Source organism: Brevibacterium sp. AGC70, assembly GCF_057334195.1.
Genome location: NZ_JBHFIH010000018.1, coordinates 194,432 through 217,627, shown reverse-complemented (window position 1 = coordinate 217,627; position 23,196 = coordinate 194,432). Strand labels below are relative to the sequence as shown.

Sequence of the window (23,196 nt, the reverse complement as noted above, 5' to 3'; positions counted from 1 at the left end):
CCTCAGCCCCCGTACACCTCACTCCCACCGACATACGTCGCGCGCACGTCGATGTCCGCAATTCCGTGAGGGTCGACTGTCAGTGGGTTATCTCCGAGGACGGTGAAGTCGGCGAGGTATCCCGGTGCCAGTCTGCCCTTGCAGGACTCCTCCCCTGAGGCCTCGGCGGATCCGAGAGTGAAGATCGACAGCGCCTCGGCTGCTGTGACCTTCTGCGAGGCTCCGACGGTGATCCCGTCGTCGACGCCGGTCCTCGTCACCAGCGACTGCAGTCCGAAAAGCGGCTGATAGGGCCCGCACGGATAGTCCGATGATCCGGCCACCGTGACTCCGGCGTCGAGGAACGAGCGGTGGGCGAACATCCGCTCCATCCTCTCCTCGCCGTACCAGGAGTTCAGCGCCCCACCGTGATAGCCCGGATATCCGGCGAAGGGGACAGCAACGGCGCCGAGGCGGTTCATCCGATTCAGGATGTCGTCGTCGATGAGGCTGCAGTGTTCGATCCGGTGCCGCAGACCAGGGCGCGGGATCCGGGCAGCAACGTCTTCGAAGGCATCGAGGACGAGGCGGATCGCGGCGTCGCCGTTCGCGTGGACGCCGATGCGGTTGCCGTCGGTATGGACGCGCTCGACGTCGGCTCGCAGCTCCTCGGTCGAAGTGGTCTGCACACCCTGATAGCTCGGGTCGTTGAACGGCTCGGAGAGCAGGCAGGTCCGCCCACCGATCGCCCCGTCGAGGAAGGCTTTGACACCGATGAGCTTAAGACGATCGTCTCCGAAACCGCTGCCGATTCCGAACTCGGCGGCCTTGTCATAGTGGTCGATGGACAGAAGCATGCCGATGCGCAGGCCGAGTGCATCGTCGGCGCGCAATGCTGAGAGGATCCCGATGTCCTGGGGGCTGATGAGTGCGTCGCAGATCGAGGTCAGGCCCGCGGCATTCCACTTCGCGATCGTCCGCGCGGCGCCGAGCTGCAGGTCCTCGACCGTGTCCCCGGGAATGAAACGCTCCCCGCGGGCAGTGGCCGGCATGAGGACGTTCATCAGCGCCCGCTCGATGAGCTTCCCGTTGAGCCGACCGTCGGAATAGCGGTCATTGCGGCCGCCGTCCGGGTCGGGTGAAGACTCGTCGATGCCGAGGAATCGCAGTCCGGCCGAATTGACCACGCCCCAGTGTCCGGCGACGTGGTTGACGAGAACCGGGGTCTCGGGCGCGATCCGGTCGAGTTCGTCGCGGAGGACGATCCCGGTCTTCTCATCGTCATAGCGACTGCCTTTGACCCACACCCCCGCCGAGGCTGCCCTCACCTCCGCGGCGATCGTGTCCAACAGGGTGGGAACGTCTCTGACTGCTTCATGGGACAGGTCGAGGTGGAGGGCGTCACCGGCAGTCAGGGCGAGGTGGATGTGGGCGTCGTTGAGACCGGGGATGATGGTCGAGTCGCCGAAGTCGAGCACCTCGGCGGCGGGGAACCTGTCTCGCAGTTCTGACACTGAGCCGGTGGCGGTGATGGTCTCGCCGGTGATCGCCAACGCCTCAGGTTCGAGAGCCGAGCTGGCGGCTGAGCCGGTGAGGGAATCAGGCGTTGCTAGGGACCTGTGGGCGCCCTGCCGCGTCCTCGCCTGCGACACGATCGAGTTCGCGCGCACGATCGTCGGTGTTCTCTCGTCCATCGGATGCTCCGTCTCTGCAGCTGGTGTGAGTTACCCACCATCGTGCCACGCCAGACCCGACAGCGCCGTTCAACCTTCAGCCTCGTTCAGCACCCAGCGCCGTTCAACCCTCAGCGCCGTTCACCCCTCAGCGCTGTAGACCCGTCGCGCCGCCCTGACAGCTTGCCCGGTCGGACGAACACCGCTCGGGCCGCTCAGTCGTCGAGGAGGGCTGCCGCGTACATCGGGCGGGCGGCGTCAGCGCTCGGCGGATGGAACAGACCGGCGGTCGCATCCCGGTAGAGGCGCGAGAGTTCGTGGCTGTTGTCGAAGCCGCCGCCACCGGAACACATGAGAGCCGTCTCAGCCGCGTTCCTGGCCGCATCGGAGGCCTTGATCCGGGCTCCCACCAATCGCAGCGGCCAACCGGCCCCGTGGTCGACCAGTGCGTCGAAGTCCCTGGTGTAGGCGTCGAGCATGGCGGGGACGGCGAGGTAGTCCAGGTGCGCGTCGGCGAGGCGAGCGCGAGTCTCGGGCACCTCGGCGAAGGTGGTCCCGGACTTCGCAGACTTCCGCTTCTTCAGCCCGGCAGCGCCGAGTTCGAGCGCGCGGGCGGCCACGCCGGCATAGACGGAGGCGATGAGCAGTTGGAAGTTGCTGGTGATCGCGAAGGTCAGCGGGTCGGGGTGCTTGCCTGCCGGGATGGTGCGCGAGACCCGTTCGGGGCGCATGGGCACCTGGTGAAGCATCGTCGCCCGTGACTGGGAGGCCCGCATTCCCATGACGTCCCAATGGTCGGAGACCGTGATGCCCTCGGCTCCGCGTTCGATGAAGCCGTAGACCAACTGACCCTCGGCTGGCTGGTCTGCATCGGGGCCGGCGATTCCCTCCTCTTCGGAGGCGATCTCTCCGTGGACGATGAGGCGCGTCCACACGGGTGAGAGTGAGGTGAAGATCTTCACGCCGGTGAGCAGGTAGCCGCCGTCAGAGGTCGGTTCAGCCTCAGTGTTCGACCCCTGCATGACCCAGTCGTTGGAGGGTTCGGAGATGCCGAAGGCGAAGATCTCCCCCGCCATCGCCTCGTCGAACACCCAGTTCAATGAGGCATCGCCGCGGTCGTTGAGTGCCTTGACGACACCGGTGCACATGAGGTGCATGTTGATCGCCAATGCCGTGGCCGGAGCCGCCGAGGCCAGGCGCTGCTGCAGACGCGAAACCTCGTGCAGGCTCAGCCCCGGACCTCCGTAGGCGTCCGGAACGAACAGAGTGAGGTAGCCCAGAGACTTCAGCTCCTCGAGGTCTTCGTCGAAGAAGCGGTTCTCACGGTCGTAGACGCCCGCACGTTCGCGGAAACGCTCACACACCTCGGCGGGAAGGTATTTCTCGGCCAGTTCTCCGAGGCGGGTCTCACGGTCGGTCATCATGTCTCCTAGCGGACGGGGTCAGATTCCCCATTGGATCGGGGGCAGCGAGTCGAAGTCCCACGTTGATCAGCGGGGCCGACGCAGAATGATCGCACCGTTGTGCCCGCCGAATCCGAACGAGGTCGACAGGACTGTGGCGATCGGCGCATCGTCGACACCGTCACGGCCGATGTTGCGTGCTTGACCTGAAACGATGTTCCATCCGTCGAATTCGCAGGTCTCGAGGTTGAGAGTCGGGGGCAGCGTCTGCTCCATCATCGTTCGGATGGCAATCATGGCTTCGACGACCCCCGAGGCACCGAGGAGGTGGCCCGTGGACGACTTCGTGGCGCTGATCGGAATCGAGTGGGCGGTGGCGCCGAGTGCGGCGTCGAAGGCCTTGAGCTCTGCCGCATCGCCGGCGGGGGTGCCGGTGGCGTGGGCGTTGATGTGGTCGATACCCTCCGGGTCCAGCCCAGCGTCGGCCAGGGCCTGGCTCATCGCTGAGGCGGCACCTCGGCCATCGGGGTGCGGGTTCGTCGGGTGGTGGGCGTCGCTGGCGGCTCCGAATCCTGCCAGCTCGGCGAGCACGGTGGTCCCGCGGGCGGCGGCTCCGGCCTCGGATTCGAGGAGGATCGCACCGGCGCCTTGGCTCATGACGAACCCGGATCGCGCACTGTCGAAGGGCCGGCTGGCGGATGTGGGATCGTCTTCGAAGCCGGCGGCGAGCGCTCGCATGTTCGCGTTCGAGGCCAGGTTGACCGCGTTGAGGCAGTCCTCCATTCCGACGACGAGCACCGCATCGGCGTATCCGTGACGGATGCGGCGCATTGCTTCGCCGAGGGCGATGGCCCCGCTGGCGCAGGTGGCCGAGATTCCCTGCCCGGGCCCGCGGAAATCGTAGCGCTGGCTCAGCAGCGCCGCGGCCGAGTCGGGTGCACCGTGGATCGCCAATGTCAGGGGAACCGAGCGGGGGCCGCCGTCGAGCAGTGAGCGTGTGGCGTTCTGCATGGCATCGACGGGGCCGGAGCCGGTGGCAGCGATGACGGCTGCGCGGGATCGGTCCCAAGGGAGGCCGTCAGCGTCATCGGCCTGCGCCCCTGCATCCGTTTTCGCCCCCGTGTCCGGGCGTGCGATCCCTGCCTGCACCAGGGCCTGGTCTGCGGCGGCGATGGCCCAGTGCTGGACCGGGCTGAGTCGGCGAGCGAGAGATCGGGGCAGGACCGCCTCAGCGTCGAAACCTGTCACCTGGCCACCGATGCGCACCGCCAGATCCGCAAACTGCTCCCCCTCGAGTCGACCGATTGCGCTGCGGCCGGTGACCACAGAATCCCACAGCTCGTCGACGTCGTTGCCGCTCGGCGTGATCGCGCCCATTCCGGTGATGACGACGCGGCTGCCTTCGGTGGTCGGTGCGCCCCGGCCTGTGGAGACCTGTCCGCTCACAGTCGCTGTCCTAGTCCGTCCATAATGAGGTCAACGGTTTCGACGCGCCGAATCTTCCCGCCGACCGTCCTTGGCAGGTGCTGGAGACGATAGACGCGACGGGGAACGAACTGCGGCGCCAGGCGGGCACGTGCATGTTTCAGCAGCGCGGTCTTGTCTGCGCTCACTTCGATGACGAGGGCGATGAGGCTGCCCAACGCCGGGTCCTCGAGGGCGATGGCGCATACCTCGCCGAGGTTGTCGTACGTTTCGAATGCCCGCTCGACTTCCGGCAATGAGACCTTGTGACCACCGGTGATGGCGATATCGCCGGCCCGACCGGCCAGCTGCAGCCTGCCGTTCTCGATCCGCCCCTGGTCATCGACTGTGGCCCAACCGTCTGCTCCACGCAGCACCGCGTCGGTGGTGCCGGTGACGTAGCCGTATGAGCAGGCCGCGGCCCGGATCCACAGCGTGCCGAGTTCTCCCTCGAGAACCTCGGCGCCGGACTCGTCCCGAATCTGAGCACCGATGGTCGGATAGACGGTGATCCAGGTGCCATCACCATCACGGCTGTCGCCGATGAAACCGATCTCTGCGGCACCGTAGTAGCTGATCAGTCGTGTGTCCGGGAGGATCTCGGCGAGGCGGTCGCGGATGCTCGCCGGCAGATTGGCTCCGCCGGTGACGACGAGGTCGAGGTGAGTGAAACGTTCGGGGTCGCGACGGGCCGCCTCGGCGAGGGCGCGGACGACTGCGGGAACCGCGACGACACGGGTGATGGCCTCGGATTCGATGCGCCGACCCATTGTGATCGGGTCGAACTCGTCGGCGACGTGCACGCTGCCCCCGGTCGCGAGGCTCTCGATGATCGCGTAGAGCGTGAGGCTGTAGGACACAGGGCCAGGTGCCAGTGTCGCGACTCCGGGCAGCGGTTCGAGGTGGGCTGAGGAGACTGAGACATTGTCGCGATACTGCTGCCGCGTCTTGATGAAGGCCTTCGGGTTGCTCGTCGTGCCCGAGGAGAAGAGCATCAGGAAGGGCTCGGACGCATCGCGGACGGCGGGTGCGGGGGTCGGACTCGCGGGCGGCTCACCGGCGGCGACGGTCCCGTGAATGGAGGCGGTGGCGTGTGTGCGGGCGGCTTCGCGGGCGCGGAAGTCGGCGAGGCTGATGACTGTACCGGTCCAGGAGGAGGAGGCGAGCGCCTCGGCGAGAGTGGGTGAGTCACTGATGATCACACCGATTCCGGTGGCCCGGATGACACCGACCTGGTGGGTCAGCGGCCAGCGCGGATCGATGGTCGCGGACACGGCGCGGTACCCGGCAAGCCCGGCGATGATGCGCGAGGTGTGAAACGCCGAGGTGATGCTGATGGCGGTGATAGGGATGCCGTCGGTCTCCGGCGCGGGCATTGGCGAGTCGGTCTGCGCTCGATGAAGTTCATCGACGACGGCGAACATCCGGCGAGAGTCTTCGACGAGTTCGGAGTAGGTCAGCCGCTCGTCAGCGCCGACGAGGGCGAGCTGCTCGGGATGGCTCCCAGCGACGTCGAGGATCGTCGAGGTGATCGGCACGTATGACCTCCAGATAGCTGCGGCCTGACTGGATCCGGGTGTGTCCTCAGCCGGCCTGTGGGCCCGGTCTGGGCCGCTTCCCCAGTATAGGAGTCACCGGTTTCAATTCTTAATCTGTAATCATTCAATTATCGGGCTTCGGTCGATCGGCGCGAAAACGCGCAATTGTCTAACCGGAGACGACAATCCGAAATATCGGATTAAATTTCGACCTGACCCTGCTACCAGCGCAGACGTGGCGCATCATCCATTTCCCCTTGCTTTCGATAACCGCCCGGAACTACTCAGCAAAGCAGGCTCTTTGACATTCCATTAACTGCCGTTATACGTTGACCTGGCTCTAACGAAATACCATTTCCATATCGTGGAATCATGGGCGTTGCCGCCCCGGAGTCCATTCCCATGCCGCTCGGTCATTGACGACCGAGACACCAATACCGAAATACCAACGAAGGGACTCACTGTGGAGCCTCAGCCCCAGCCGAGCGGCGCCGATCCGGACGAGCTCAAGTTCACCCCGCAGGAAACCCACACTCCGGGGGTGAAACCCAACCGGTCGGGCATCGGCAAGATGCGGTGGGCGATTGCGATTCTGCTGTTCTTCGGTGTGCTCATCAACTACATCGACCGCAGCTCGATCGCTGTGGCAGAGGGCCATATTCGGGAGGACTTCGGGCTCACCGCTGGTGAGATGGGCATCGTCCTGTCCAGTTTCGGCTGGTCCTACGTGCTCATGCAGATTCCTGCCGGTCTCCTCCTCGACAAGATCGGCATCAAGTGGGTCTTCAGGGTCGCGACGATCATGTGGAGCGTCTCCTGTTTCATCACTGCGATCATCAGCGGCACCGGTCTGCTCATTCTGGCTCGCATCATCCTCGGCATGGCCGAATCACCGATCTTCCCCGGAGCGATGAAGGCAACGGGCTATTGGTTCCCGCGCTCCGAACGCGGAACGGCGACAGCGATCTTCGACTCCGGTCAGCGCCTGTCCAATGTCATCGGCTTCCCACTCGTGGCCATGGCCGTCGTGTCCTTCGGCTGGCGCGGAGCCTTCGTGGCCATGGGCCTCCTCAGCCTTGCCTATGTGTTCGTCTTCTTCTGGAAGTACCGCGACCCCAAGGAGATGAATCGCCTCGGTAAGCTCAAGGACTCTGAGCTCGAATACATCCGTGAGGGTGGAGCGCAGGACGAGGACGCACCTCGCCCCAACCCTCTGGCCAACCTCGGCTACATCCTCAAGCAGCGCAAGGTCTGGGGTATGTCCCTGGGCCTCGGGTGCGCCGGCTATACGCAGTGGATGCTCCTGACGTGGCTGCCCGGCTACTTGCAGTCGGAGATGGGCATGAGCGTGATGTCCTCGGGTATCTTCACCGCCCTGCCGTGGCTCGTCGCCGTGGCCGTCGAGTTCATCTTCCCCGGCTGGCTGCTTGACCACCTGATGCGGATCGGGAAGTCAGGCACGGCTGTCCGCAAGACCTTCATCATTGCGGGGATGCTCCTGGCCATGACGGTGATGGGGGCAGCATTCACCGAGGACCCGGGCTGGGCACTGTTCTGGATCACCCTGGGCACCAGCGGGATCACGGTCTCCTTCTGCGTCACCAACTCCCTGCCTGCGCTCATCGCCCCCGAGGGCGGGGTCGGTGCGACAGGCTCGATCATGAACTCGGTGAACAACCTCATCGGCGTCTCGGCACCGATCGTCACCGGTTTCGTAGTTCAAGCCACCGGCGGTTTCGGAGCCGCGTTCATCGTCTGCGGAGTCATCCTGGGCATCGGCATCTTCTTCTACACGGTGGTGCTCGGACCGATCGTTCAGATCCCAACCGCCGAGGAGCGCACCGCTGCAAAGTCCGCCGGAAACTGACAGCTTCTCGACGAGCTCCCCGCGCACCACCGCACTCGCCCGCGCCCTGAGATCTGGAGGCACGGGCGAGTTCGCGTCGATGACCATAGATTTGAATTTAATATACTTTAAAGTATTCAGATACTTTGATGTATCCTGAATGCATGGCATCATCACCCAAGCGTCCCCGCCTCACACGCAGAGAGAGCCAGGAGAGAACTCGCAGCGACCTCATCGCTGCGGCAATCGACCTCTTTGCCACGAATGGCGTGGCGGGCTCCCCGCTCAATGCGGTCGCCGAGCACGCAGGCTTCAGCCGGGGTGCGATACATGGGAATTTTGCCGACAAGGTCGAACTCGCCAGCGCCGTGGTCCATTCGGTCGCGATTGACCTGGGCACACAGCTGACTGAAGTTCTGTCCCGCCCCGCCTCAACCAGAACACGGCTGGCGAACTACATCACCACCTCGATGGACTACTCCCGAACCAAACCGGCCTCGGCGGCAGCCATCGTCGCCGCGGTCGAGTACCTCAGCCGCAGCGGCGCCGAATCTTATGACGATCGGGCCAAGGACTCCGCCGGCGATCTGGTCGCACTGTTCGAGGAGGGACAACGACTCGGGCAGATGCGCAGATTCGACCCGCTCACGATGGCTCTGGCACTCCGTTCGGTCCTCGACACGACGGCCGCGAGCCTGAGCCGCAGAGGAGGATCCGCCCATACAGAAGCCATGACCTCTGAGTTGTTGGCACTCTTCGACCACGCCACCCGCAGCACCACAACCGCAGATCCACAAGGAACACATTCATGATCCGCACCTACCGCACTACGGTCCGAGGCCGCTTCGCCGACCTCAACGACTCCCAGCGCACAGCACTGCGAGCGGCGCAGGACGATCACGATATGTTCACCGCGCGCTTCACCTCGGAGGGCACGTTCCTCTACACGTCCGAACTGGTCACTTATCAGCACCGGTTCGAGATCGTTGTCGAGGAGGAATCTCCCGACGATGCCGAAGTGATCGCCCATCTGCGCGCCGAAGAGCTCGCGAAGGCCGACCTCGACAAGAGGGGCCTAAGCGGCAGACTCGTCGACATCTCATCGGTCTGCGTCGAGGACGTCAAGCTGTGTCGAAGGGTGAGTCGATGAGCCTCGCGGCTGCACTGCTTGTGTCTTGCTCGAAGAGCGGACTGGACATGCGCATATCCGGAGCACTCGAACGGGTCGGCTTGTCCTTCGACGATCTGCGACGCCTGCGGGCCATCGGCCGCCGCGACGACGGCTCGAAGACCTCGGACGAAGGGCTGACCCGCTCCGAGCTCGCCGAGGCGATGGATGAGTCAGCTTCACAGGCTCTGCGCGCAGTGCGGCCCCTGGAGAAGCTCGGCTGGGTCGAGCGATCCGAGAGCGGCACTTTCGTCCTCACCGAGAGCGGAGCCTTCCTCATCGACCAGGCCGAAGGGCTCGCGGAGGCGGCGGCTCAGAAATGGTTCGCCGACACCAGCACTGATCCCGCCCAGGTGACGACAGCACTGGGCGGGCTGCGCTCTCACCGCATCGCGACCAGCTGAAACTTCTGTGCCGCCCCACACACATGTCGAGGCTCCGACTATATTCACTCCCATCGTCCGCGAAAGAGAGTAGAGGAGCAATCGGTGCGAGAATCACGTCGGATTCCGCACTGATTGCTCCTTTACTCAGCAGCGATCGACGTTACGCGCCGGTCAACTGCAGCTCAGCGTGACGGTCAGTCAGCGACGTAGTACATGCGCTTGTTGACGAACTCGTCCATGCCGTAGGGGCCGAGCTCGCGGCCGAAGCCTGAACGCTTGGTGCCGCCGAACGGAATCTCCGCACCTTCGCCGCCTGGTGTGTTGACGTTCGTCATGCCCACGTCGAGACGCTGAGCCAGCTTCGCAGCACGCTCTTCGTCCTTCGAGAACACGGCGCCGCCGAGACCGAAGCGGGTGTCATTGGCCAGCGTGAGTGCTTCGTCGTCGCTGCTCACCTTGTAGACGGTGGCCACGGGTCCGAAAAGCTCCTCGCGGTAGGCGTCCATGTCCGAGGTGATCCCGGTCAGCACGGCTGGCGATACGTAGGCGGAACCGTCGCTGGCGAGCTCGCCGCCGACGAGTTTCGCACCCTGCTCGACTGCACGGTCGAGCTGCTTGCGCAGGTTCTCCGCAGCACCACGTGAGGACATGGGCGAATACTTGCCGTCGCCCGCCTCGTCGGGGGTGCCCTTCGTCCAATCCTGGGCGCGCTTGGTCAGTCCGGACACGAAGTCATCGTAGATGTCATTCATGACGATCATCCGCTTGTTCGCGTTGCAGACCTGACCGGTGTTGTAGAGGCGGGTGCCCCACGCCGTGTCCACAGCTTCGTCCATGTTGTCAGTGTCGAGGACGATGTAGGGATCGGAGCCGCCGAGCTCGAGGACAGCCTTCTTGAGGTTCTTGCCCGCTGTGGCGGCCACGGCCGAACCGGCACGCTCGGAGCCTGTCAGCGAGACGCCTTCGACCCGGTCATCGGCGATGACGGTCTCGATCTGCTCATGCGTGGCGTAGATGTTGTTGTACACGCCCTCGGGAACTCCTGCCTCCTTCATGATGTCGGCGATGATCGCCGATGAACGGGGGCAGATCTCCGCATGCTTGAGGATGATCGTGTTTCCCAGCACCAGGTTGGGCGCCGCGAAGCGGGCGACCTGGTAGTACGGGAAGTTCCAGGGCATGATGCCCAGGAGTGCTCCGACGGGTCGGCGCTGGATGAATGCCTTGCCGCCCGACATCGATTCGATCGGCTCGTCCGCGGCGAACTTCGGGCCGTTGTCCGCGTAGTAGTTGAAGATGGCCTCGCAGAACTCGGCCTCTTCGATGCCTTCGGCGACGGGCTTGCCCATCTCCAAGGCGATGACCGTCGCGAGTTCTTCCTTGCGCTCACCGAACAGGGCGGCGACCTTATTCACGATCGCACCGCGCTCCTCAATCGTCTTCTCGCGCCAGCTCAGGAAGCCCTTGTGAGCTGCGTCGAGAGTCTCCTCGATCTGCGCGTCAGTGGCGTTGTCGAATCTCTCGACGACCTCGCCCGTGGCTGGGTTCTCGACACGGTAGCCGCCTGCAGCACTGCCTACATTGCTCATTCCAGACTCCTTTGACTAGTGGCGCCCTGGTGGCGCCGGATAAGGCGTTTGCATCGCTGTTCACCGCCGAAATCGACGGATCGCGTATGCCTGCCTCTCACGCTATCAACACGTGACGTGCGCAACAAGTGGCGGAACCTGGGGGAATCATCAGTTCGCGACAGCCCGGACCACCCTCGCCGAGGTTGTGCGGATTTCGCGGGTGATGTCACGAAATCCGCATCCACGGCACGACGCGCTCACGATATCTGCACCGCGCCGCGGCGCTCATTCAAGGCCGAGTCAGGTTTTTGCGTCAAGGCAACAGCGAAATTCTGACTCAGCGTTGAACGAGGCGGCCAACCCTTCGTTGTGACGGAACGGCTCAGAAGATCGAGCTGTAGGCATTGAGCGCAAGCTGTCCGCCGAGGTGAGCGTAGAGAACCGTCGAATCCTTCGCCACTGCGCCCCGGTCTCCGGCATCAGCCTGGCCTTCGTCTTCAGCCTGACCGTCGGCACCAGCTGGGCCGCCGGCATCAGCTGAGCCGACGAGGTCGAGGAGGCCAGCCATCGACTTGCCCTCGTAGACAGGGTCGAGGATGACACCTTCGAGTTCCGCGGTTGTGCGGATCGCGTTGATGGTCGATTCGTCGGGGATGCCGTAGGCCGGGCCTTCCCAGCCGGAGCGGATGTCGACATCCTCATCGGTGATCTCCCGACCGAGTCCGATGAGACCTGCTGCGTTGTTCGCGATGCGTTTGACCTGATCACGGGTCTTGTCCAGGGTTGCAGAGGCGTCGATGCCGATGACCTGGCGATGTGGACCTCCTGCCGCCTCGAGTGCGGCGAAGCCCGCGATCATTCCCGCGTGGGTGGAGCCGGTGACCGTGCATACGATGATCGTGTCGAAGAAGACGCCGAGCTCCTTCTCCTGCTCGGCGACCTCGTAGGCCCAGTTGACGAATCCGAGTGCACCGAACTTGTGCTCAGAGGCACCGGCCGGGATGGGGTAGGGCCTGCCTCCTGCAGCCTCAACCTCGGCGATGGCATTCTCCCAGCTGGACCGGATGCCGATGTCGAATCCAGCCGAGTCGAGATGCACATCGGCGCCCATGATGCGGGAGAGTTCGATGTTGCCGACCTTGTCGTTGACCGGGTCATCCCAGTCGACCCAGCGCTCCTGCACGAGGCGCGACTTCAGCCCCAGGTGCGCCGCGACGGCAGCGACCTGGCGAGTGTGGTTCGACTGGTAACCGCCGATCGAGACGAGCGTGTCCGCGCCGGAGGCGAGGATGTCGGGAACGATGTATTCGAGCTTGCGGGTCTTGTTGCCCCCGAACGCGAGACCGGAGTTCACGTCCTCTCGCTTGGCCCACACCCGAGCCCCACCGAGGTGGTCGCTCAGTCGCTTCAGCTCGTGGACCGGGCTGGGCCCGAAGGTCAGCGGGTAGCGTTCGAAATCGGTGATTGGCATGGTGTCCTCTTCGTCTGGTGGTGCTGGAAGCTGGAGAGCAGCTGCTTCAAGCCGCTGCCGATAAGTGCCGGCGATATGCAATATATTGCATTCTGGTGAGGACTACAATGGGGCCAGCGCCCTGTCCCACATGCCAGGACTGCCGGGCGCGTCCACCCTGTAGACATCCACCCCATAGATCAGGATCGAGAGGTCGAGAGTGCCGATTCCCACGAATGCGCCGATCCCCCAGCGGAGGCTGCTGCGCGATGACGTCTATCGCTCGATCCGCGACGCCATCGTTCGGGGCCAACTGGCTCCCGGGGAACAGCTGCGTGACCAGGAGCTGGGCGCATGGCTGCAGGTCTCACGCACTCCTGTCCGCGAGGCTCTTCAGCGCCTGGCACAGGCCGGATTGGTCGTGGCCGAACCGGGACGCATGACCCGCGTGGCACCGGAGAATCCCGAGGCAGTCGTCCACGCCCGCCAGATCGCGGCTAAGCTGCACGCTTTAGCCATGAGCCTCGCATTCCCGCACCTCAATGAATCCGATATCTCCGGAATGGAAGCCGCCAACGAAGAGCTGAGATCGGCCCTGCGCAATGCCGACATCGACGCTGCCATCACCGCCGATGATGCATTCCATGAGGTCGCACTGGCTCGCAGCGGCAATCCCCTCATTCCCGATCATCTGGAAGTCGTCACCGCGACACTGCGGCGAGCCGAATACCTGCATTTCGACTCCGTCAAGGGATCCTCCTCGCCCCAGCAGCACGCGGAGATCGTTGCCGCCGTCCGTGCCGGCGACGCCGACCGGGCGATGGCACTGACATGCGAGAACTGGTCAACACTCACCAGCGATAGGGCCGACTGACCCCGCCTGCTGACCCAACCGGGATAGTGCGCGTTCAAATTAATTCATCAAGTGATTAGATGACTCGTGTATTGTAATGCCCACGATCACCGACGATCAAAGGAAGAACATTGCATTCGATGATGAAACGCACACTGCCCATCAGCTTGATCCTGGCCCTCGTGCTCGGCCTGGCACTTGCACTCACACCGCGAACCGACGCCGCCGCCTCCCCGCCCAGCCAGGACCAGAGTCGCACCTCATCGGGGTGCGGGGTCGAGAATAAGCCAGGGAACGACCAGGGCACGATCACCTCGGCGGGCGAGGAACGAACCTACCGGGTCAACATTCCCCGCGACTACGACTTCACCGCCCCGCTGCCGCTGATCCTCGGCTTCCACGGCAGGGGCTCCGACGGAGCGGAGTTTCAGAACTACACCGGACTCCCCGCACTGCCTGCCATCACGGTCTTCCCCGACGGCATCGCCGAGGACGGAAAACGTGCCTGGCAGGGCGCGCCATACGCCAGCGGAGCCGACGACGTGCGCTTCGTCGCCGATCTGCTCGACTCGATCGAAAGTGAATACTGCATCGATCTCGATCGCGTCTACGCGACCGGAAAGTCTAACGGCGGCGGGATGGTCTCGGTCCTCGCCTGCCAGCTGCGGGACAGATTCTCCGCCTTCGCCACCGTCGCCGGCGCCTACTACCCGCAGTCCTTCGCGGGATGTGATTACTCCGATCCGACGCCGATGCTCGCCATCCACGGCACCGGCGACGCCACCATGCACTATGAGGGGGGCGAGCGCCAGGGTGAGATCTATCCGGCAGTGCGAACCTGGCTGGAGCCATGGACAGAGGCCGCAGGCTGCACAGGCTCGAAGGACAGGAAAGTCGGCAAGAAGGGTGAGAAAGTCGTGCGCACCCAGTGGCAGAACTGCCAGGACGGGGCCGATGTCGAACTCTATTCTGTTGCCGACGGCGGGCACGTCTGGCCAGGTGAGACCATGTACAGCGGAGGCGGTTATGTCACCGAGCACTTCTCCGCCACGGAAACGATATGGGCCTTCTTCGAGAATCACCCACGCATCGATGAGTGACCCTTGACACTCGATTCACTAAGTGATTAGATGACTTAAACACTTGAAGGAGAGTGCCATGACAACACCCATCGGACTCGTCGAACGACTCACTCGTGAGATCGTCGAGACCATTCGCTCACAGAACCTGCAACCCGGCCAGACCCTGCCCTCGGCCAAAGCCCTGGCAGAACGCTTCGAGGTCACAGTCCCCACCGTCCGCGAGGCCCTGCGCCGCCTCGAGGCCACCGGATCGGTCGAGCTCAAGCACGGTTCCGGGACCTATGTGCGGGAGGCGATCAACCGCCGGATCCTCGACAACCCGCACTATGTGCCCGTCGACCTCGCCGCCGCCATCGAGCTGCTCGATGCTCGCATCGCCATCGAACCCGGCATCGCAGAGCTTGCGGCGAGCGTTCAGGGCAAGGATGCCGTGCAGACGATGGAGACCGCGGTCGACAATGCACTGCAGCTGCACACCGAGGTGCCTGCGGGACACTTCCACGTGGAGCTGGCTAAGGCCTCGGGGAACCGAGCCCTGCACGAGATGCTCGTCTCGCTGCTGGCCATCCACTCCCGCACTCAGCAGGCGGCCCGGTTCACCTACGACCGTCTCCGCGACCACGATGAGCACGCCGACATCCTCGATGCCATCAAGCGCGGCGACGGACTCGAAGCGTCACATCGGACCCGTAAGCACCTCGAGAGCATCAGGGCCGCCGTCCTCGCCGATTGGTCGGAACGCACCGACGCCGAGGAGGCCACGGCCGCCGAGTCCCTCGCTGCGACCGATTCGCCCGCACTCACCGAAGGAACCGAGCAGTGACCCGTCAGAGCGTGACCGTGATCCGACCACAGGTTCGCAAGTACGGGCAACTGACCTCGCTCGAGGTCGAAGTCGCGAAGGAGGACAACGCTCTCCTCATCCTGCCTGTCGGTGCCTGCGAGCAGCACGGCGACGGACTCCCCCTGAGCACCGACAGCATCCGAGCCGACCATGTGGCCATGGCGGTGGCCGAAGAACTGGCAGTGGCCGAAGAACCGGCGGCGGCCGAAGATCTGGTCGGCAGTGACAGAACCGTGCCTGGCCGGGCCTTCGTCCTCCCGAGCATCGACTACGGAGTGTCTCCTCATCACGGGAATCTGCCCGGGACGGTCAGCCTCGATCCGCGGACCTTCGTCGACGTCGTCACCACGATCGCCGGCCAGCTCTGCGACTCCGGTTTCACCCGCATCCTGGTGATCACCGGCCACGGGGGCAATATCGCCGCCCTCGGCGTCGCCCAACAGGTGCTGCTGAGCTCCCACCCGGAACTCGCCTTCGCCTACTCACCGGTCAGCGGCCTGGCCACCGAGACCACGGCGGCACTGCCCCGCACCGAAGTCAGCGGGCACTCCGGGGAATCAGAGACCTCGCAGATGCTGGCCATCGACGACCGCCTCGTCGACTCGGCCCATCTGAGCGCCGGAGCCACAGCATTAGACGAACTGTCTCCGCGGGCGCGACTGACCCGGACCAAATCACCGTCGAGCGCCGTCACCTTCGACCAATACTCTGACAACGGGGTCCTCGGGGATCCACGTACCGCCACGGCTGCGGCAGGGCAGGACATCCTCGGCGAGGTCATCTCTGCACTAGTCGCCTACTCCCGGGAGATGCTGCGCCTATGACAGCCTTCGCCGCCTGATCTCAGCGGTCGTCTGCCCCAGCAGACTTCCGCCACCGCCACACCTTCCCCATCTCAGTCCCACCTCTCTGACCAATGGAGTTCACGGGTAGCGCCGAGTCGTGCCCAAATGCTCCTTCATCACCTGGACAAACAGGAGCCAGCCATGGAAACGACCACCACCGACAAACCCACTCAGGAGCGACTCCCAGGCGTCATCCGATTCCTCAACGTCATCGAGAACGTCGGCAACCGACTCCCGCACCCCTTCTGGCTGTTCTGGATCCTGGCAGGCATCCTCGCCGTCCTCAGCCTCGTCCTCTCCTTCATGGGAGTCGGGGTCAACGACCCCGGCACCGGAGAATGGACACCGGTGAACAACCTGCTCAGCGGCGACGGGATCGCGATGGCGGTGAGCACCTCGCTCGACGCCTACCAGGCCTTCCCACCGCTGATCACGATCATGGTCGTCATCATGGGCGTGGCCCTGGCAGAGCGCACCGGACTCCTGTCCACGGCGATGAAGGTCTCGATCGCACGGGTACCCGCATCCCTCATCGTCTTCACCGTCGCGTTCATGGGGACGGTCTCCCACGTTGCTTCGGCCGCGGCCTACGTCATCCTCGTCCCGCTGGGCGGCATGGTGTTCAAGGCGGTCGGCCGCTCTCCCGTCCTCGGCGTCATCGTCGCGTACACCTCGATCGCCTCGGGATATGACGCCAGCCCGATCCCGACTCCCAATGATGCGATCTTCGCAGGAATCACCTCGGCGGCGGCCCACATCATCGATCCCGACTATCTGGTCACCCCGATCGGCAACTGGTACTTCAACATCGCCAGCTCAATCCTGTTGGCCATCGTCATCACCATCGTCACCGAGCTCGTGCTCACGAAGCGGCAGAACCTCGAGGCCGACGAGGACGCCGAGCACGAAGACCTCGTCATCACCGACAGGGAACGCTCAGCCCTGCGGTACTCGATGTTCGCAGTGATCGCGATGCTCCTCTTCGTCGTCGTCCTGGTGGTCCCGGACAACGCTCCCCTGCGCGGAGACGGTCCCATCGGAGAGTCCCCGTTTCTGACCGGCATCGCGTTCATCATCGCCATGCTCTTCGGCGTCGGCGGCATGGTCTACGGGTTCCGTGAGGGCACGATCGAGAAGTTCGCCGACGTCCCCAAGCTCATGAGCCAGGGCATCGTGTCCATGGCCCCGGTACTCGTCCTGTTCTTTGCGATCGCGCAGTTCCTCGAGTACTTCGAGTGGACGAACATCGGCATGCTGGTTTCCGTGTCGAGCTCGGAACTGTTCACCGGCCTCGGCCTGCCGACATGGGTCATCTTCATCCTCGTGCTGCTCGTCCTCTCCGTCGTCAACGTCCTCATCACCTCCGGATCGGCCATGTGGGCGATCATGGCCCCGGTCATCGTGCCGATGCTCATGCTCCTCGACGTTCCGCCTGAGACCTCGCAGGCGATCTTCCGCATCGCTGATTCGGGCTCGACTGCGATCACTCCGATGAGCCCCTACTTCATCCTTGCCCTCGGCTTCATGCAGCGTTATCAGAAGTCCGCCGGCATCGGCACCCTTGCCTCACACACCCTGCCGCTGGCGGTGTGCATGACGATCATGTGGAGCCTGCTCTTCTTCCTCTGGTGGGGCCTGGGCATCCCGCTGGGCCCAGATGCTCCGGTACGGTGAACTTCGCCCAGACTGTGATGTACTCACCTCGCTGGTCACGGGTCCATGACCTGGTCACATGTTCTGCATCCTGGGCAATCAGCTAGAGCTCAAGGGTCCTTTCAACAGATCGCCGTGAAACCGTGTGAAGAAAAAGTTATTGACTCGACACAATTGACCGATATACTCGTCGGTAATACCCCGCAGTAACATACATCACAACGCGACGAGATACGTCACGATGCGATGCTGACATAGCTGTCGGCATCCGGAGGAGGATCAATGAAGTTCCCAAAGCTCGCCAGCAGCATCAGCGCGGTCGGCAAATCCCACGCGGGGCGGATCGCTTTGGTAGCGATTCCTACCGGCGTTGTCTCCGCCATCCTTATGGGTGGGGTTGCTCAGGGTGCAGTACCTGTTTCATTCGCCATATCGGGAAGCCAGTTCAAGATCAGCTCCACACAGCTCGAGGGAACAGATTTCTCCCAGTACAGCGGGGTCGCCAAGGACGCAGAGGGTGCAAAGCACTCCGTCGTGACCGCCAACATCGGCAACGCCACGCTCGAAAATCTCTGCCAGTCTGCAGTCGCGGACACCCCGATGGGCAAGGTGGGCGTTCTCATCAAGGCTGGCGGAAAAGGCGAGCCAGCATCGGCCAAGAACCTTCAGATCGGCATGACGGGACTCAAGGGCGACGCCGAGTTCAAGAACATCCGCATCGGCGTGGACGCTTCCGACGTCAACACCAAGGAAAAAGGGTCCAAGGGTGACTTCGCCCAGGACGCCGACACGGTCTCGATCAAGGACTTGAAACAGGACTCATGGAGCACCACGGCCTCGGTGTTCACCCTGAAGGACATGGAGCTGAAGCTCACTGACGGATCCGAGAAGTGCTTCTGATGAAGGAGGCCGCAATCAACGATCAGCAGACCGACAAGCAGGAGGGCTCCGAGCAGCGAACGAGCCTGCTCGCGCTGTCCCGCCGGTCGCGCCGTGATAGTGAGCGCGAGGAGGCCAGGCCCGAATCGACCGTTGAGACGGCCGAATTCGACGCTGCAACGGCCGGTCGTGAGGATGCCAGCAGCGAAGGCGCCGGTCGTGAGAACGCCGCGCGCGAAGAAGCCGGTCATGAGGATGCCCCAAAGCGTCGCCGCTTCCGGAACTGGCGTCGGCAGCGCCCCTTCATCGGCGGAGTGCTGGCCGCACTCGGAGGAATCGAGCTCTTCTTCTCCGGGCAGCTCGACACTGGCAACCTCCAGATCCAGTTCGGCATCGAAGGATTGCAGGCCACGGTCATTCCGATCGCTCTCGTGGTGCTCGCGCTCTTGACGATCTTCAGGCCAACGCATCACGTGTTCTACGGGATCATCGCTCTCGTTCTTGCGGTCTACTCGCTCGTCGGGGTCAACCTCGGCGGATTCATCCTCGGAATGCTGCTGTCCTCCATCGGATCGATCCTCATTGTCGCCTGGATGGGACCGCGGGCGCCGAAGTCCGACGCTCACAGCTCGGACGCTCAGGCACCAGCTGCCGGGCGGAGGGAAGACACTCAATCCGCAGGTGACAAGGACGTTGCATGAGGGCGCCCAGCCGCCGCACGGCGTCGCTCTTGGCGGCAGCTGCCCTCGTCGTCCCCTCGGCCGTGGGAGTGACAGCAGCAGCACCCGCTCACTCTTCTCCGCTGTGCACTCCGCTGCTCGGATGTGAAAGTTCGGATTCGACTGAGCCGGGTCCGGATGACACGAAGCCCAAAGCACCGATCTCTCCGGAGGTTCCGGTGAAGCCGAAGACCCCCGCAACGCCGGGGCCCACGGACGAACCGACTGAGACGCCCACAGACGGACCGTCCGAGACACCTACGGACGAACCGACTGAGACGCCGACGGATGAACCGACGACGGAGCCCACCGACCCCGGTGGGTTGGGGGTCAAAGACCCGGACGAGAAGTCGGATGAAGAGCTCAACGGTGACTTCCCGAAGGATGCTCAGCTTGATGAGGATGCTCCGATCTTCACGAAGACTCCCGCGGCGATGGGGTCTGAGTCACTCTCCTTCAAGGGGCTCAAAGGGATCTCGTTCGCCGCTGTTCCGACCGCCGACGGCGGAAAGATCACCACGTTGAAGATCCAGGCTGACGAGATAACAATCTCCGGGTTCTCACTCACGGTGCGCCCGCCGGAGGAGAAAGAAGGGCTGTTGACCCTGGCCGATACGATGACGCTCAAGGGCGATGTCACGGTGTACATCGGTTCGATCACCGCCACGACGAAGAACGGCGATTCGCTGACCCTGGGTCCCGAAACGCCGCCGACCATGGACGATGTCGAACCGGGACTCCTGCGAGTCACGATGGGATTGGTCGGTACCACAGCCGATTCGATCAACTACTCGAACACCGACCAGGAGCTCAAGGAAGCTTGATCACTCCCGCGTCGACTCGTTCGTCGCAGGCGCGTCACCCAACAGAGGCCCGTCGTTTCCCAGCACTGCATACTGCTGGGAAACGACGGGCCTCTTCGGCGTCAGGATACGCGGAACTTTTCAGCTGCCGTTCCTCAGCTGCCGTTCTTCAACCGCCGTTCTTCAACCGCCGTTCTTCAGCTGTCCTTCTGGGCACGCGCCAGCTTCTTGGCTCTGAGCGAATCCCGCACCTCACGCAACTTGTCGCGCTTACGACGACGGCCCGCCTCCGCGGCTCTGATCTGCTCCATCGTCGGCTCATGATCCCCCATGCCGACCTGCAGCTCGGCGGGTGTGATCTCACGCATGATGCCGACGTCGATGCGCTTGCGCAGCCGCAGAATCTCAAGGCGCAGGATTCTGGACAGAAAGTACAGGCCCAGAAGGTTGGGGAAGGCCATGAGGAAGAAGATCGCGTCTGAGAACGCAATGACAGACTCCAGCGACATCGACGCGCCCACAATGACCGCCAGGATCCAGAAGACCTGGTATGCCTTGTCTGCCTTCTTCGAGTTCCCCGTCAGGTACCCCAGAGCCTGCTGGCCGTAATAGCCATAGGCAAGGATCGTTGAGAAGGCGAAGAGCACGACACAGATCGTGAGCAGGACCGGGAACCACCCGGCGACACTCGCGAAGGCCTCGGACGTCAAGCCGATTCCATCCTCGGACGTCGAATCGTAGAGGCCGGTGGTGATGATGGCCAGGGAAGTCAGGGTGCAGACGATGACGGAGTCAATGAGCGGCTCCCACATCGCAACGAAGCCCTCGGTCGCCGGCTTCGTCGTCTTCGATGCGGCATGGGCCATACCGGCAGAGCCCACGCCTGCCGCATTTGAGAACAGGGCACGCTGGATGCCGACGATGGCGACGCCGATGATTCCGCCGGCGACACCGTCGGGGCTGAATGCACCGGTGAACATCAGCACGAATGCGTGCGGGATCTCGCTGGCATTCATAGTGAGGATGACGAGGACGCTGAGGAAGTAGAGGATCGCCATCATCGGGGTGAGCTTCGAGGTCCACTGCCCGATCTTCTTGATTCCGCCGAGGATGACCAGAGCTGTGAGAGCCGCGAACACGGTACCGATGAGCCACGATTTTCCGTCGAGGAAGCTGCCTTCAGCACCGGTAGCCTTGACGAGGATCGAGGCGGCCTGATTGGCCTGGAACAGGTTGCCTGCTCCGATCACACCGATCACAGTGGTTGCGGCGTAGAAGACTGCGAGGAATTTTCCCAGCCTGGGGCGACCGATCTCGGCCAGCCCGTCACGCAGGTAGTACATGGGGCCACCGGAGACTGTCCCATCGGCATGGACCTTTCGGTACTTCACGCCCAGGGTCGCCTCGGCCATCTTCACGGTCATGGCGAAGAAGCCGAAGATGATGATCCACAGAGCGGCCCCGGGTCCGCCGATGGTGATGGCGACGGCCACACCGGCGATATTGCCCAGACCCACCGTGCCGGAGAGCTCAGTGGCGAGCGCCTGGAAACTCGATACCTGACCAGGGTCGGTCTTGCGTGTGAATCGCCCGCGGATGATTCCGAGCGAGTACTTCAACCCTGTGACCGGCTGAAATCTCAGATAGACGGTGAGGAAGACGGCGGCTGCCATGAGCCAGACGACGATGAGCGGAATGGCCAGGTCGCCGATCGTGAGCTCGAAGAAGACGATGCTGCTGAAGGCCTGCGCGATCGGACCGAAGAACGATTCGATTGCCTGGTCGACGCCTGACGCTGTGATGTCAGAGCTTGCTGTGACTACAGGGCTTGCTGTGACTACAGGGCTTGCTGTGATGTCAGAGCTTGCTGTGATATCGGGGCTCACTGAACCGTCAAGAGCTTGGGAAGCGGTGGTCATCCGGTCGGCACTGATCGGGATGGAATCCAAGACAGCGATGTCGTGGACTTGGTCAGAATTTTCAATTATGGGATTCATTCTCACGGGCGCTTGGTTGCGATTCGTCCGGAGGATCGGTCCGGCACCGGCGCCTGAAGACAACCTAGCAAGAACGCCTCAAGCTGTCAGCTGATATTCAGCTTTCAACGAAGCCTGGGGCCACCGCGCTCCTCCACAGTTCGCTGGCGTCCACGCAGGAAGTCGACGAAGCCGTGCGCAAGTGTCTGGTTGATCCGTATCAGATCGGCGTCCGCCTCGGCCACCTCCGTCGTGATCGACTCGTTGGTTTTGCCGTCGGGCAGCCGTAACGGGTCCGAGCTCAGCCACTGCTGAACCTGCGCGGCGTCGGATTCGGGATGGAACTGTGTCCCCCACGCGAATTCCCCTACCCGGTAACCCTGGATCGGAGCATCGGAACCGGTGACCAGGAGTTCACCGCCGTCTGGCAGCTCCATCTCCTCCTGGTGGAAGAGGACCGCGGGAAATGTCTCTCCTGCGATGGCGCAGAACACTGGATCCTCCTCCCCCGCCGAGGTGGTGTGCAGATCGTAGATCCCGATCTGCGGATGTTCCCGGCGGATGATCTTCGCCGAGGTGGCCGCTGCCAGGAGCTCCCCGCCGAGGCAGATGTTGAAGCTCGGGAACTCCCCCACCGCCGATCGCTGCAGCAAGTCCCTGACCTGGGGCAGCCATGGATTGACGGTGTCCTCGAGTGGACCGGCAGACCCGCCGAGGACGAGAAGAGCGGAATAGCGGTCACTATCAGCCGAACCGACGGGCGGAGCCGAGCCGTCGAGAGCGGGAGGAATCTCATCGCCCAGGTAGGGACGAATGACAACCACCTCGGCGCCAGCTTCGCTCAGCCACTCGCCGAACCTCTTCGGGCCAGCGCCGCTTTCATGTTCGATGACCAGGATTCTCACTTCGCTCATGCCGACCATTGTCACCGATCCGAACCAACGCCGTCGACAAGGTCTCGAATCCGAGAATGGGATGAAGCCGACAAGGTCTCGAATGCAACAGAACCGTGAATCCGACAACGTGACAGATAGCCAGACGAAGCGGGGGGGGGGGGGGGGGGG

The 23,196-nt window shown here is 63.5% G+C and carries 20 protein-coding genes; 12 read left to right on the top strand and 8 right to left on the bottom strand.

The window, feature by feature from the left end; all coding sequences use genetic code 11:
* Positions 1 to 2 precede the first annotated feature (2 nt).
* The 4 genes from ACE03M_RS16320 to ACE03M_RS16305 all read right to left on the bottom strand — a co-directional run bounded on the left by ACE03M_RS16320 (position 3) and on the right by ACE03M_RS16305 (position 6,057).
* Positions 3 to 1,673: an amidohydrolase gene (locus tag ACE03M_RS16320; RefSeq protein ID WP_143922822.1), complete on the bottom strand. Its 1,671-nt coding sequence runs from the start codon at positions 1,671 to 1,673 to the stop codon at positions 3 to 5.
* 194 nt (positions 1,674 to 1,867) lie between these two features.
* Positions 1,868 to 3,073 carry an acyl-CoA dehydrogenase family protein gene (locus tag ACE03M_RS16315; protein WP_143922919.1) on the bottom strand — a complete coding sequence of 402 codons (1,206 nt, stop codon included), beginning with the start codon at positions 3,071 to 3,073 and terminating at the stop codon, positions 1,868 to 1,870.
* 69 nt (positions 3,074 to 3,142) lie between these two features.
* Entirely contained in the window at positions 3,143 to 4,432 is a 1,290-nt protein-coding gene (locus ACE03M_RS16310; RefSeq protein WP_485935350.1) for a beta-ketoacyl-[acyl-carrier-protein] synthase family protein, read from the bottom strand.
* Between the two features lie 65 nt (positions 4,433 to 4,497).
* Positions 4,498 to 6,057: a class I adenylate-forming enzyme family protein gene (locus ACE03M_RS16305; RefSeq protein WP_485935083.1), complete on the bottom strand. Its 1,560-nt coding sequence runs from the start codon at positions 6,055 to 6,057 to the stop codon at positions 4,498 to 4,500.
* A gap of 463 nt (positions 6,058 to 6,520) precedes the next feature.
* Here ACE03M_RS16305 and ACE03M_RS16300 point away from each other — a divergent pair, with 463 nt between their 5' ends.
* From ACE03M_RS16300 to ACE03M_RS16285, 4 genes are all read left to right on the top strand, one after another.
* Positions 6,521 to 7,924, top strand: coding sequence for an MFS transporter (locus tag ACE03M_RS16300; protein WP_485935082.1), 1,404 nt, complete (start codon positions 6,521 to 6,523; stop codon positions 7,922 to 7,924).
* 143 nt (positions 7,925 to 8,067) lie between these two features.
* Positions 8,068 to 8,715 (top strand): TetR/AcrR family transcriptional regulator, encoded by a 648-nt coding sequence (locus tag ACE03M_RS16295; protein WP_143922820.1) that lies wholly within the window; start codon positions 8,068 to 8,070, stop codon positions 8,713 to 8,715.
* The gene (locus ACE03M_RS16290; protein WP_143922819.1) at positions 8,712 to 9,053 is read left to right on the top strand and encodes a DUF6204 family protein; all 342 of its coding nucleotides are present in this window, start codon (positions 8,712 to 8,714) and stop codon (positions 9,051 to 9,053) included. The genes ACE03M_RS16295 and ACE03M_RS16290 overlap by 4 nt, the downstream gene beginning before the upstream one ends.
* A 47-nt stretch (positions 9,054 to 9,100) precedes the next feature.
* Complete coding sequence (locus tag ACE03M_RS16285) at positions 9,101 to 9,475, top strand: helix-turn-helix domain-containing protein (RefSeq protein ID WP_143922818.1); 375 nt, start codon at positions 9,101 to 9,103, stop codon at positions 9,473 to 9,475.
* Between the two features lie 176 nt (positions 9,476 to 9,651).
* On the opposite strand, the gene ACE03M_RS16280 is transcribed toward ACE03M_RS16285, so the two are convergent.
* Both ACE03M_RS16280 and ACE03M_RS16275 read right to left on the bottom strand, forming a co-directional pair.
* Complete coding sequence (locus tag ACE03M_RS16280) at positions 9,652 to 11,046, bottom strand: NAD-dependent succinate-semialdehyde dehydrogenase (RefSeq protein ID WP_143922817.1); 1,395 nt, start codon at positions 11,044 to 11,046, stop codon at positions 9,652 to 9,654.
* Positions 11,047 to 11,410: 364 nt separating this feature from the next.
* A complete protein-coding gene (locus tag ACE03M_RS16275; protein ID WP_485935081.1) occupies positions 11,411 to 12,499 on the bottom strand; it encodes a 1-aminocyclopropane-1-carboxylate deaminase in 1,089 nt (362 codons plus the stop codon).
* A gap of 199 nt (positions 12,500 to 12,698) precedes the next feature.
* On the opposite strand from ACE03M_RS16275, the gene ACE03M_RS16270 reads away from it, so the two are divergent.
* The 8 genes from ACE03M_RS16270 (at position 12,699) to ACE03M_RS16235 (ending at position 20,177) form a co-directional block, all read left to right on the top strand.
* Complete coding sequence (locus tag ACE03M_RS16270) at positions 12,699 to 13,352, top strand: GntR family transcriptional regulator (RefSeq protein ID WP_485935079.1); 654 nt, start codon at positions 12,699 to 12,701, stop codon at positions 13,350 to 13,352.
* 119 nt (positions 13,353 to 13,471) lie between these two features.
* Positions 13,472 to 14,431, top strand: coding sequence for a CE1 family esterase (locus tag ACE03M_RS16265; protein ID WP_485935078.1), 960 nt, complete (start codon positions 13,472 to 13,474; stop codon positions 14,429 to 14,431).
* A 58-nt stretch (positions 14,432 to 14,489) separates the two neighbouring features.
* Positions 14,490 to 15,236, top strand: a complete 747-nt coding sequence (locus ACE03M_RS16260) for a FadR/GntR family transcriptional regulator (protein WP_485935076.1) — start codon at positions 14,490 to 14,492, stop codon at positions 15,234 to 15,236.
* Entirely contained in the window at positions 15,233 to 16,081 is an 849-nt protein-coding gene (locus ACE03M_RS16255; RefSeq protein WP_186293082.1) for a creatininase family protein, read from the top strand. Before ACE03M_RS16260 ends, ACE03M_RS16255 begins: the two co-directional genes overlap by 4 nt.
* A 162-nt stretch (positions 16,082 to 16,243) precedes the next feature.
* Positions 16,244 to 17,776: an AbgT family transporter gene (locus ACE03M_RS16250; RefSeq protein WP_485935075.1), complete on the top strand. Its 1,533-nt coding sequence runs from the start codon at positions 16,244 to 16,246 to the stop codon at positions 17,774 to 17,776.
* 261 nt (positions 17,777 to 18,037) lie between these two features.
* Positions 18,038 to 18,655 (top strand): DUF6230 family protein, encoded by a 618-nt coding sequence (locus tag ACE03M_RS16245; RefSeq protein ID WP_204235408.1) that lies wholly within the window; start codon positions 18,038 to 18,040, stop codon positions 18,653 to 18,655.
* Entirely contained in the window at positions 18,655 to 19,335 is a 681-nt protein-coding gene (locus ACE03M_RS16240) for a DUF6114 domain-containing protein (protein WP_485935074.1), read from the top strand. Before ACE03M_RS16245 ends, ACE03M_RS16240 begins: the two co-directional genes overlap by 1 nt.
* Entirely contained in the window at positions 19,332 to 20,177 is an 846-nt protein-coding gene (locus tag ACE03M_RS16235; RefSeq protein WP_485935073.1) for a hypothetical protein, read from the top strand. Before ACE03M_RS16240 ends, ACE03M_RS16235 begins: the two co-directional genes overlap by 4 nt.
* A gap of 176 nt (positions 20,178 to 20,353) precedes the next feature.
* On the opposite strand, the gene ACE03M_RS16230 is transcribed toward ACE03M_RS16235, so the two are convergent.
* Together ACE03M_RS16230 and ACE03M_RS16225 are read right to left on the bottom strand one after the other, a co-directional pair.
* Positions 20,354 to 22,153, bottom strand: a complete 1,800-nt coding sequence (locus ACE03M_RS16230) for an alanine/glycine:cation symporter family protein (protein WP_485935071.1) — start codon at positions 22,151 to 22,153, stop codon at positions 20,354 to 20,356.
* A 104-nt stretch (positions 22,154 to 22,257) separates the two neighbouring features.
* The gene (locus ACE03M_RS16225) at positions 22,258 to 23,046 is read right to left on the bottom strand and encodes a type 1 glutamine amidotransferase (protein WP_485935069.1); all 789 of its coding nucleotides are present in this window, start codon (positions 23,044 to 23,046) and stop codon (positions 22,258 to 22,260) included.
* Positions 23,047 to 23,196: the final 150 nt, after the last annotated feature.

What these genes read in the sequence shown, in the direction of transcription:
- ACE03M_RS16320 (WP_143922822.1), bottom strand. Translation starts at nt 1,673, where the DNA reads ATGGACGAGAGAACACCGACGATCGTGCGCGCGAACTCGATCGTGTCG.
- ACE03M_RS16315 (WP_143922919.1), bottom strand. Translation starts at nt 3,073, where the DNA reads ATGACCGACCGTGAGACCCGCCTCGGAGAACTGGCCGAGAAATACCTT.
- ACE03M_RS16310 (WP_485935350.1), bottom strand. Translation starts at nt 4,432, where the DNA reads ATGGGCGCGATCACGCCGAGCGGCAACGACGTCGACGAGCTGTGGGAT.
- ACE03M_RS16295 (WP_143922820.1), top strand. Translation starts at nt 8,068, where the DNA reads ATGGCATCATCACCCAAGCGTCCCCGCCTCACACGCAGAGAGAGCCAG.
- ACE03M_RS16290 (WP_143922819.1), top strand. Translation starts at nt 8,712, where the DNA reads ATGATCCGCACCTACCGCACTACGGTCCGAGGCCGCTTCGCCGACCTC.
- ACE03M_RS16285 (WP_143922818.1), top strand. Translation starts at nt 9,101, where the DNA reads ATGCGCATATCCGGAGCACTCGAACGGGTCGGCTTGTCCTTCGACGAT.
- ACE03M_RS16280 (WP_143922817.1), bottom strand. Translation starts at nt 11,046, where the DNA reads ATGAGCAATGTAGGCAGTGCTGCAGGCGGCTACCGTGTCGAGAACCCA.
- ACE03M_RS16275 (WP_485935081.1), bottom strand. Translation starts at nt 12,499, where the DNA reads ATGCCAATCACCGATTTCGAACGCTACCCGCTGACCTTCGGGCCCAGC.
- ACE03M_RS16265 (WP_485935078.1), top strand. Translation starts at nt 13,472, where the DNA reads ATGATGAAACGCACACTGCCCATCAGCTTGATCCTGGCCCTCGTGCTC.
- ACE03M_RS16260 (WP_485935076.1), top strand. Translation starts at nt 14,490, where the DNA reads ATGACAACACCCATCGGACTCGTCGAACGACTCACTCGTGAGATCGTC.
- ACE03M_RS16250 (WP_485935075.1), top strand. Translation starts at nt 16,244, where the DNA reads ATGGAAACGACCACCACCGACAAACCCACTCAGGAGCGACTCCCAGGC.
- ACE03M_RS16245 (WP_204235408.1), top strand. Translation starts at nt 18,038, where the DNA reads ATGAAGTTCCCAAAGCTCGCCAGCAGCATCAGCGCGGTCGGCAAATCC.
- ACE03M_RS16240 (WP_485935074.1), top strand. Translation starts at nt 18,655, where the DNA reads ATGAAGGAGGCCGCAATCAACGATCAGCAGACCGACAAGCAGGAGGGC.
- ACE03M_RS16235 (WP_485935073.1), top strand. Translation starts at nt 19,332, where the DNA reads ATGAGGGCGCCCAGCCGCCGCACGGCGTCGCTCTTGGCGGCAGCTGCC.
- ACE03M_RS16230 (WP_485935071.1), bottom strand. Translation starts at nt 22,153, where the DNA reads ATGAATCCCATAATTGAAAATTCTGACCAAGTCCACGACATCGCTGTC.
- ACE03M_RS16225 (WP_485935069.1), bottom strand. Translation starts at nt 23,046, where the DNA reads ATGAGCGAAGTGAGAATCCTGGTCATCGAACATGAAAGCGGCGCTGGC.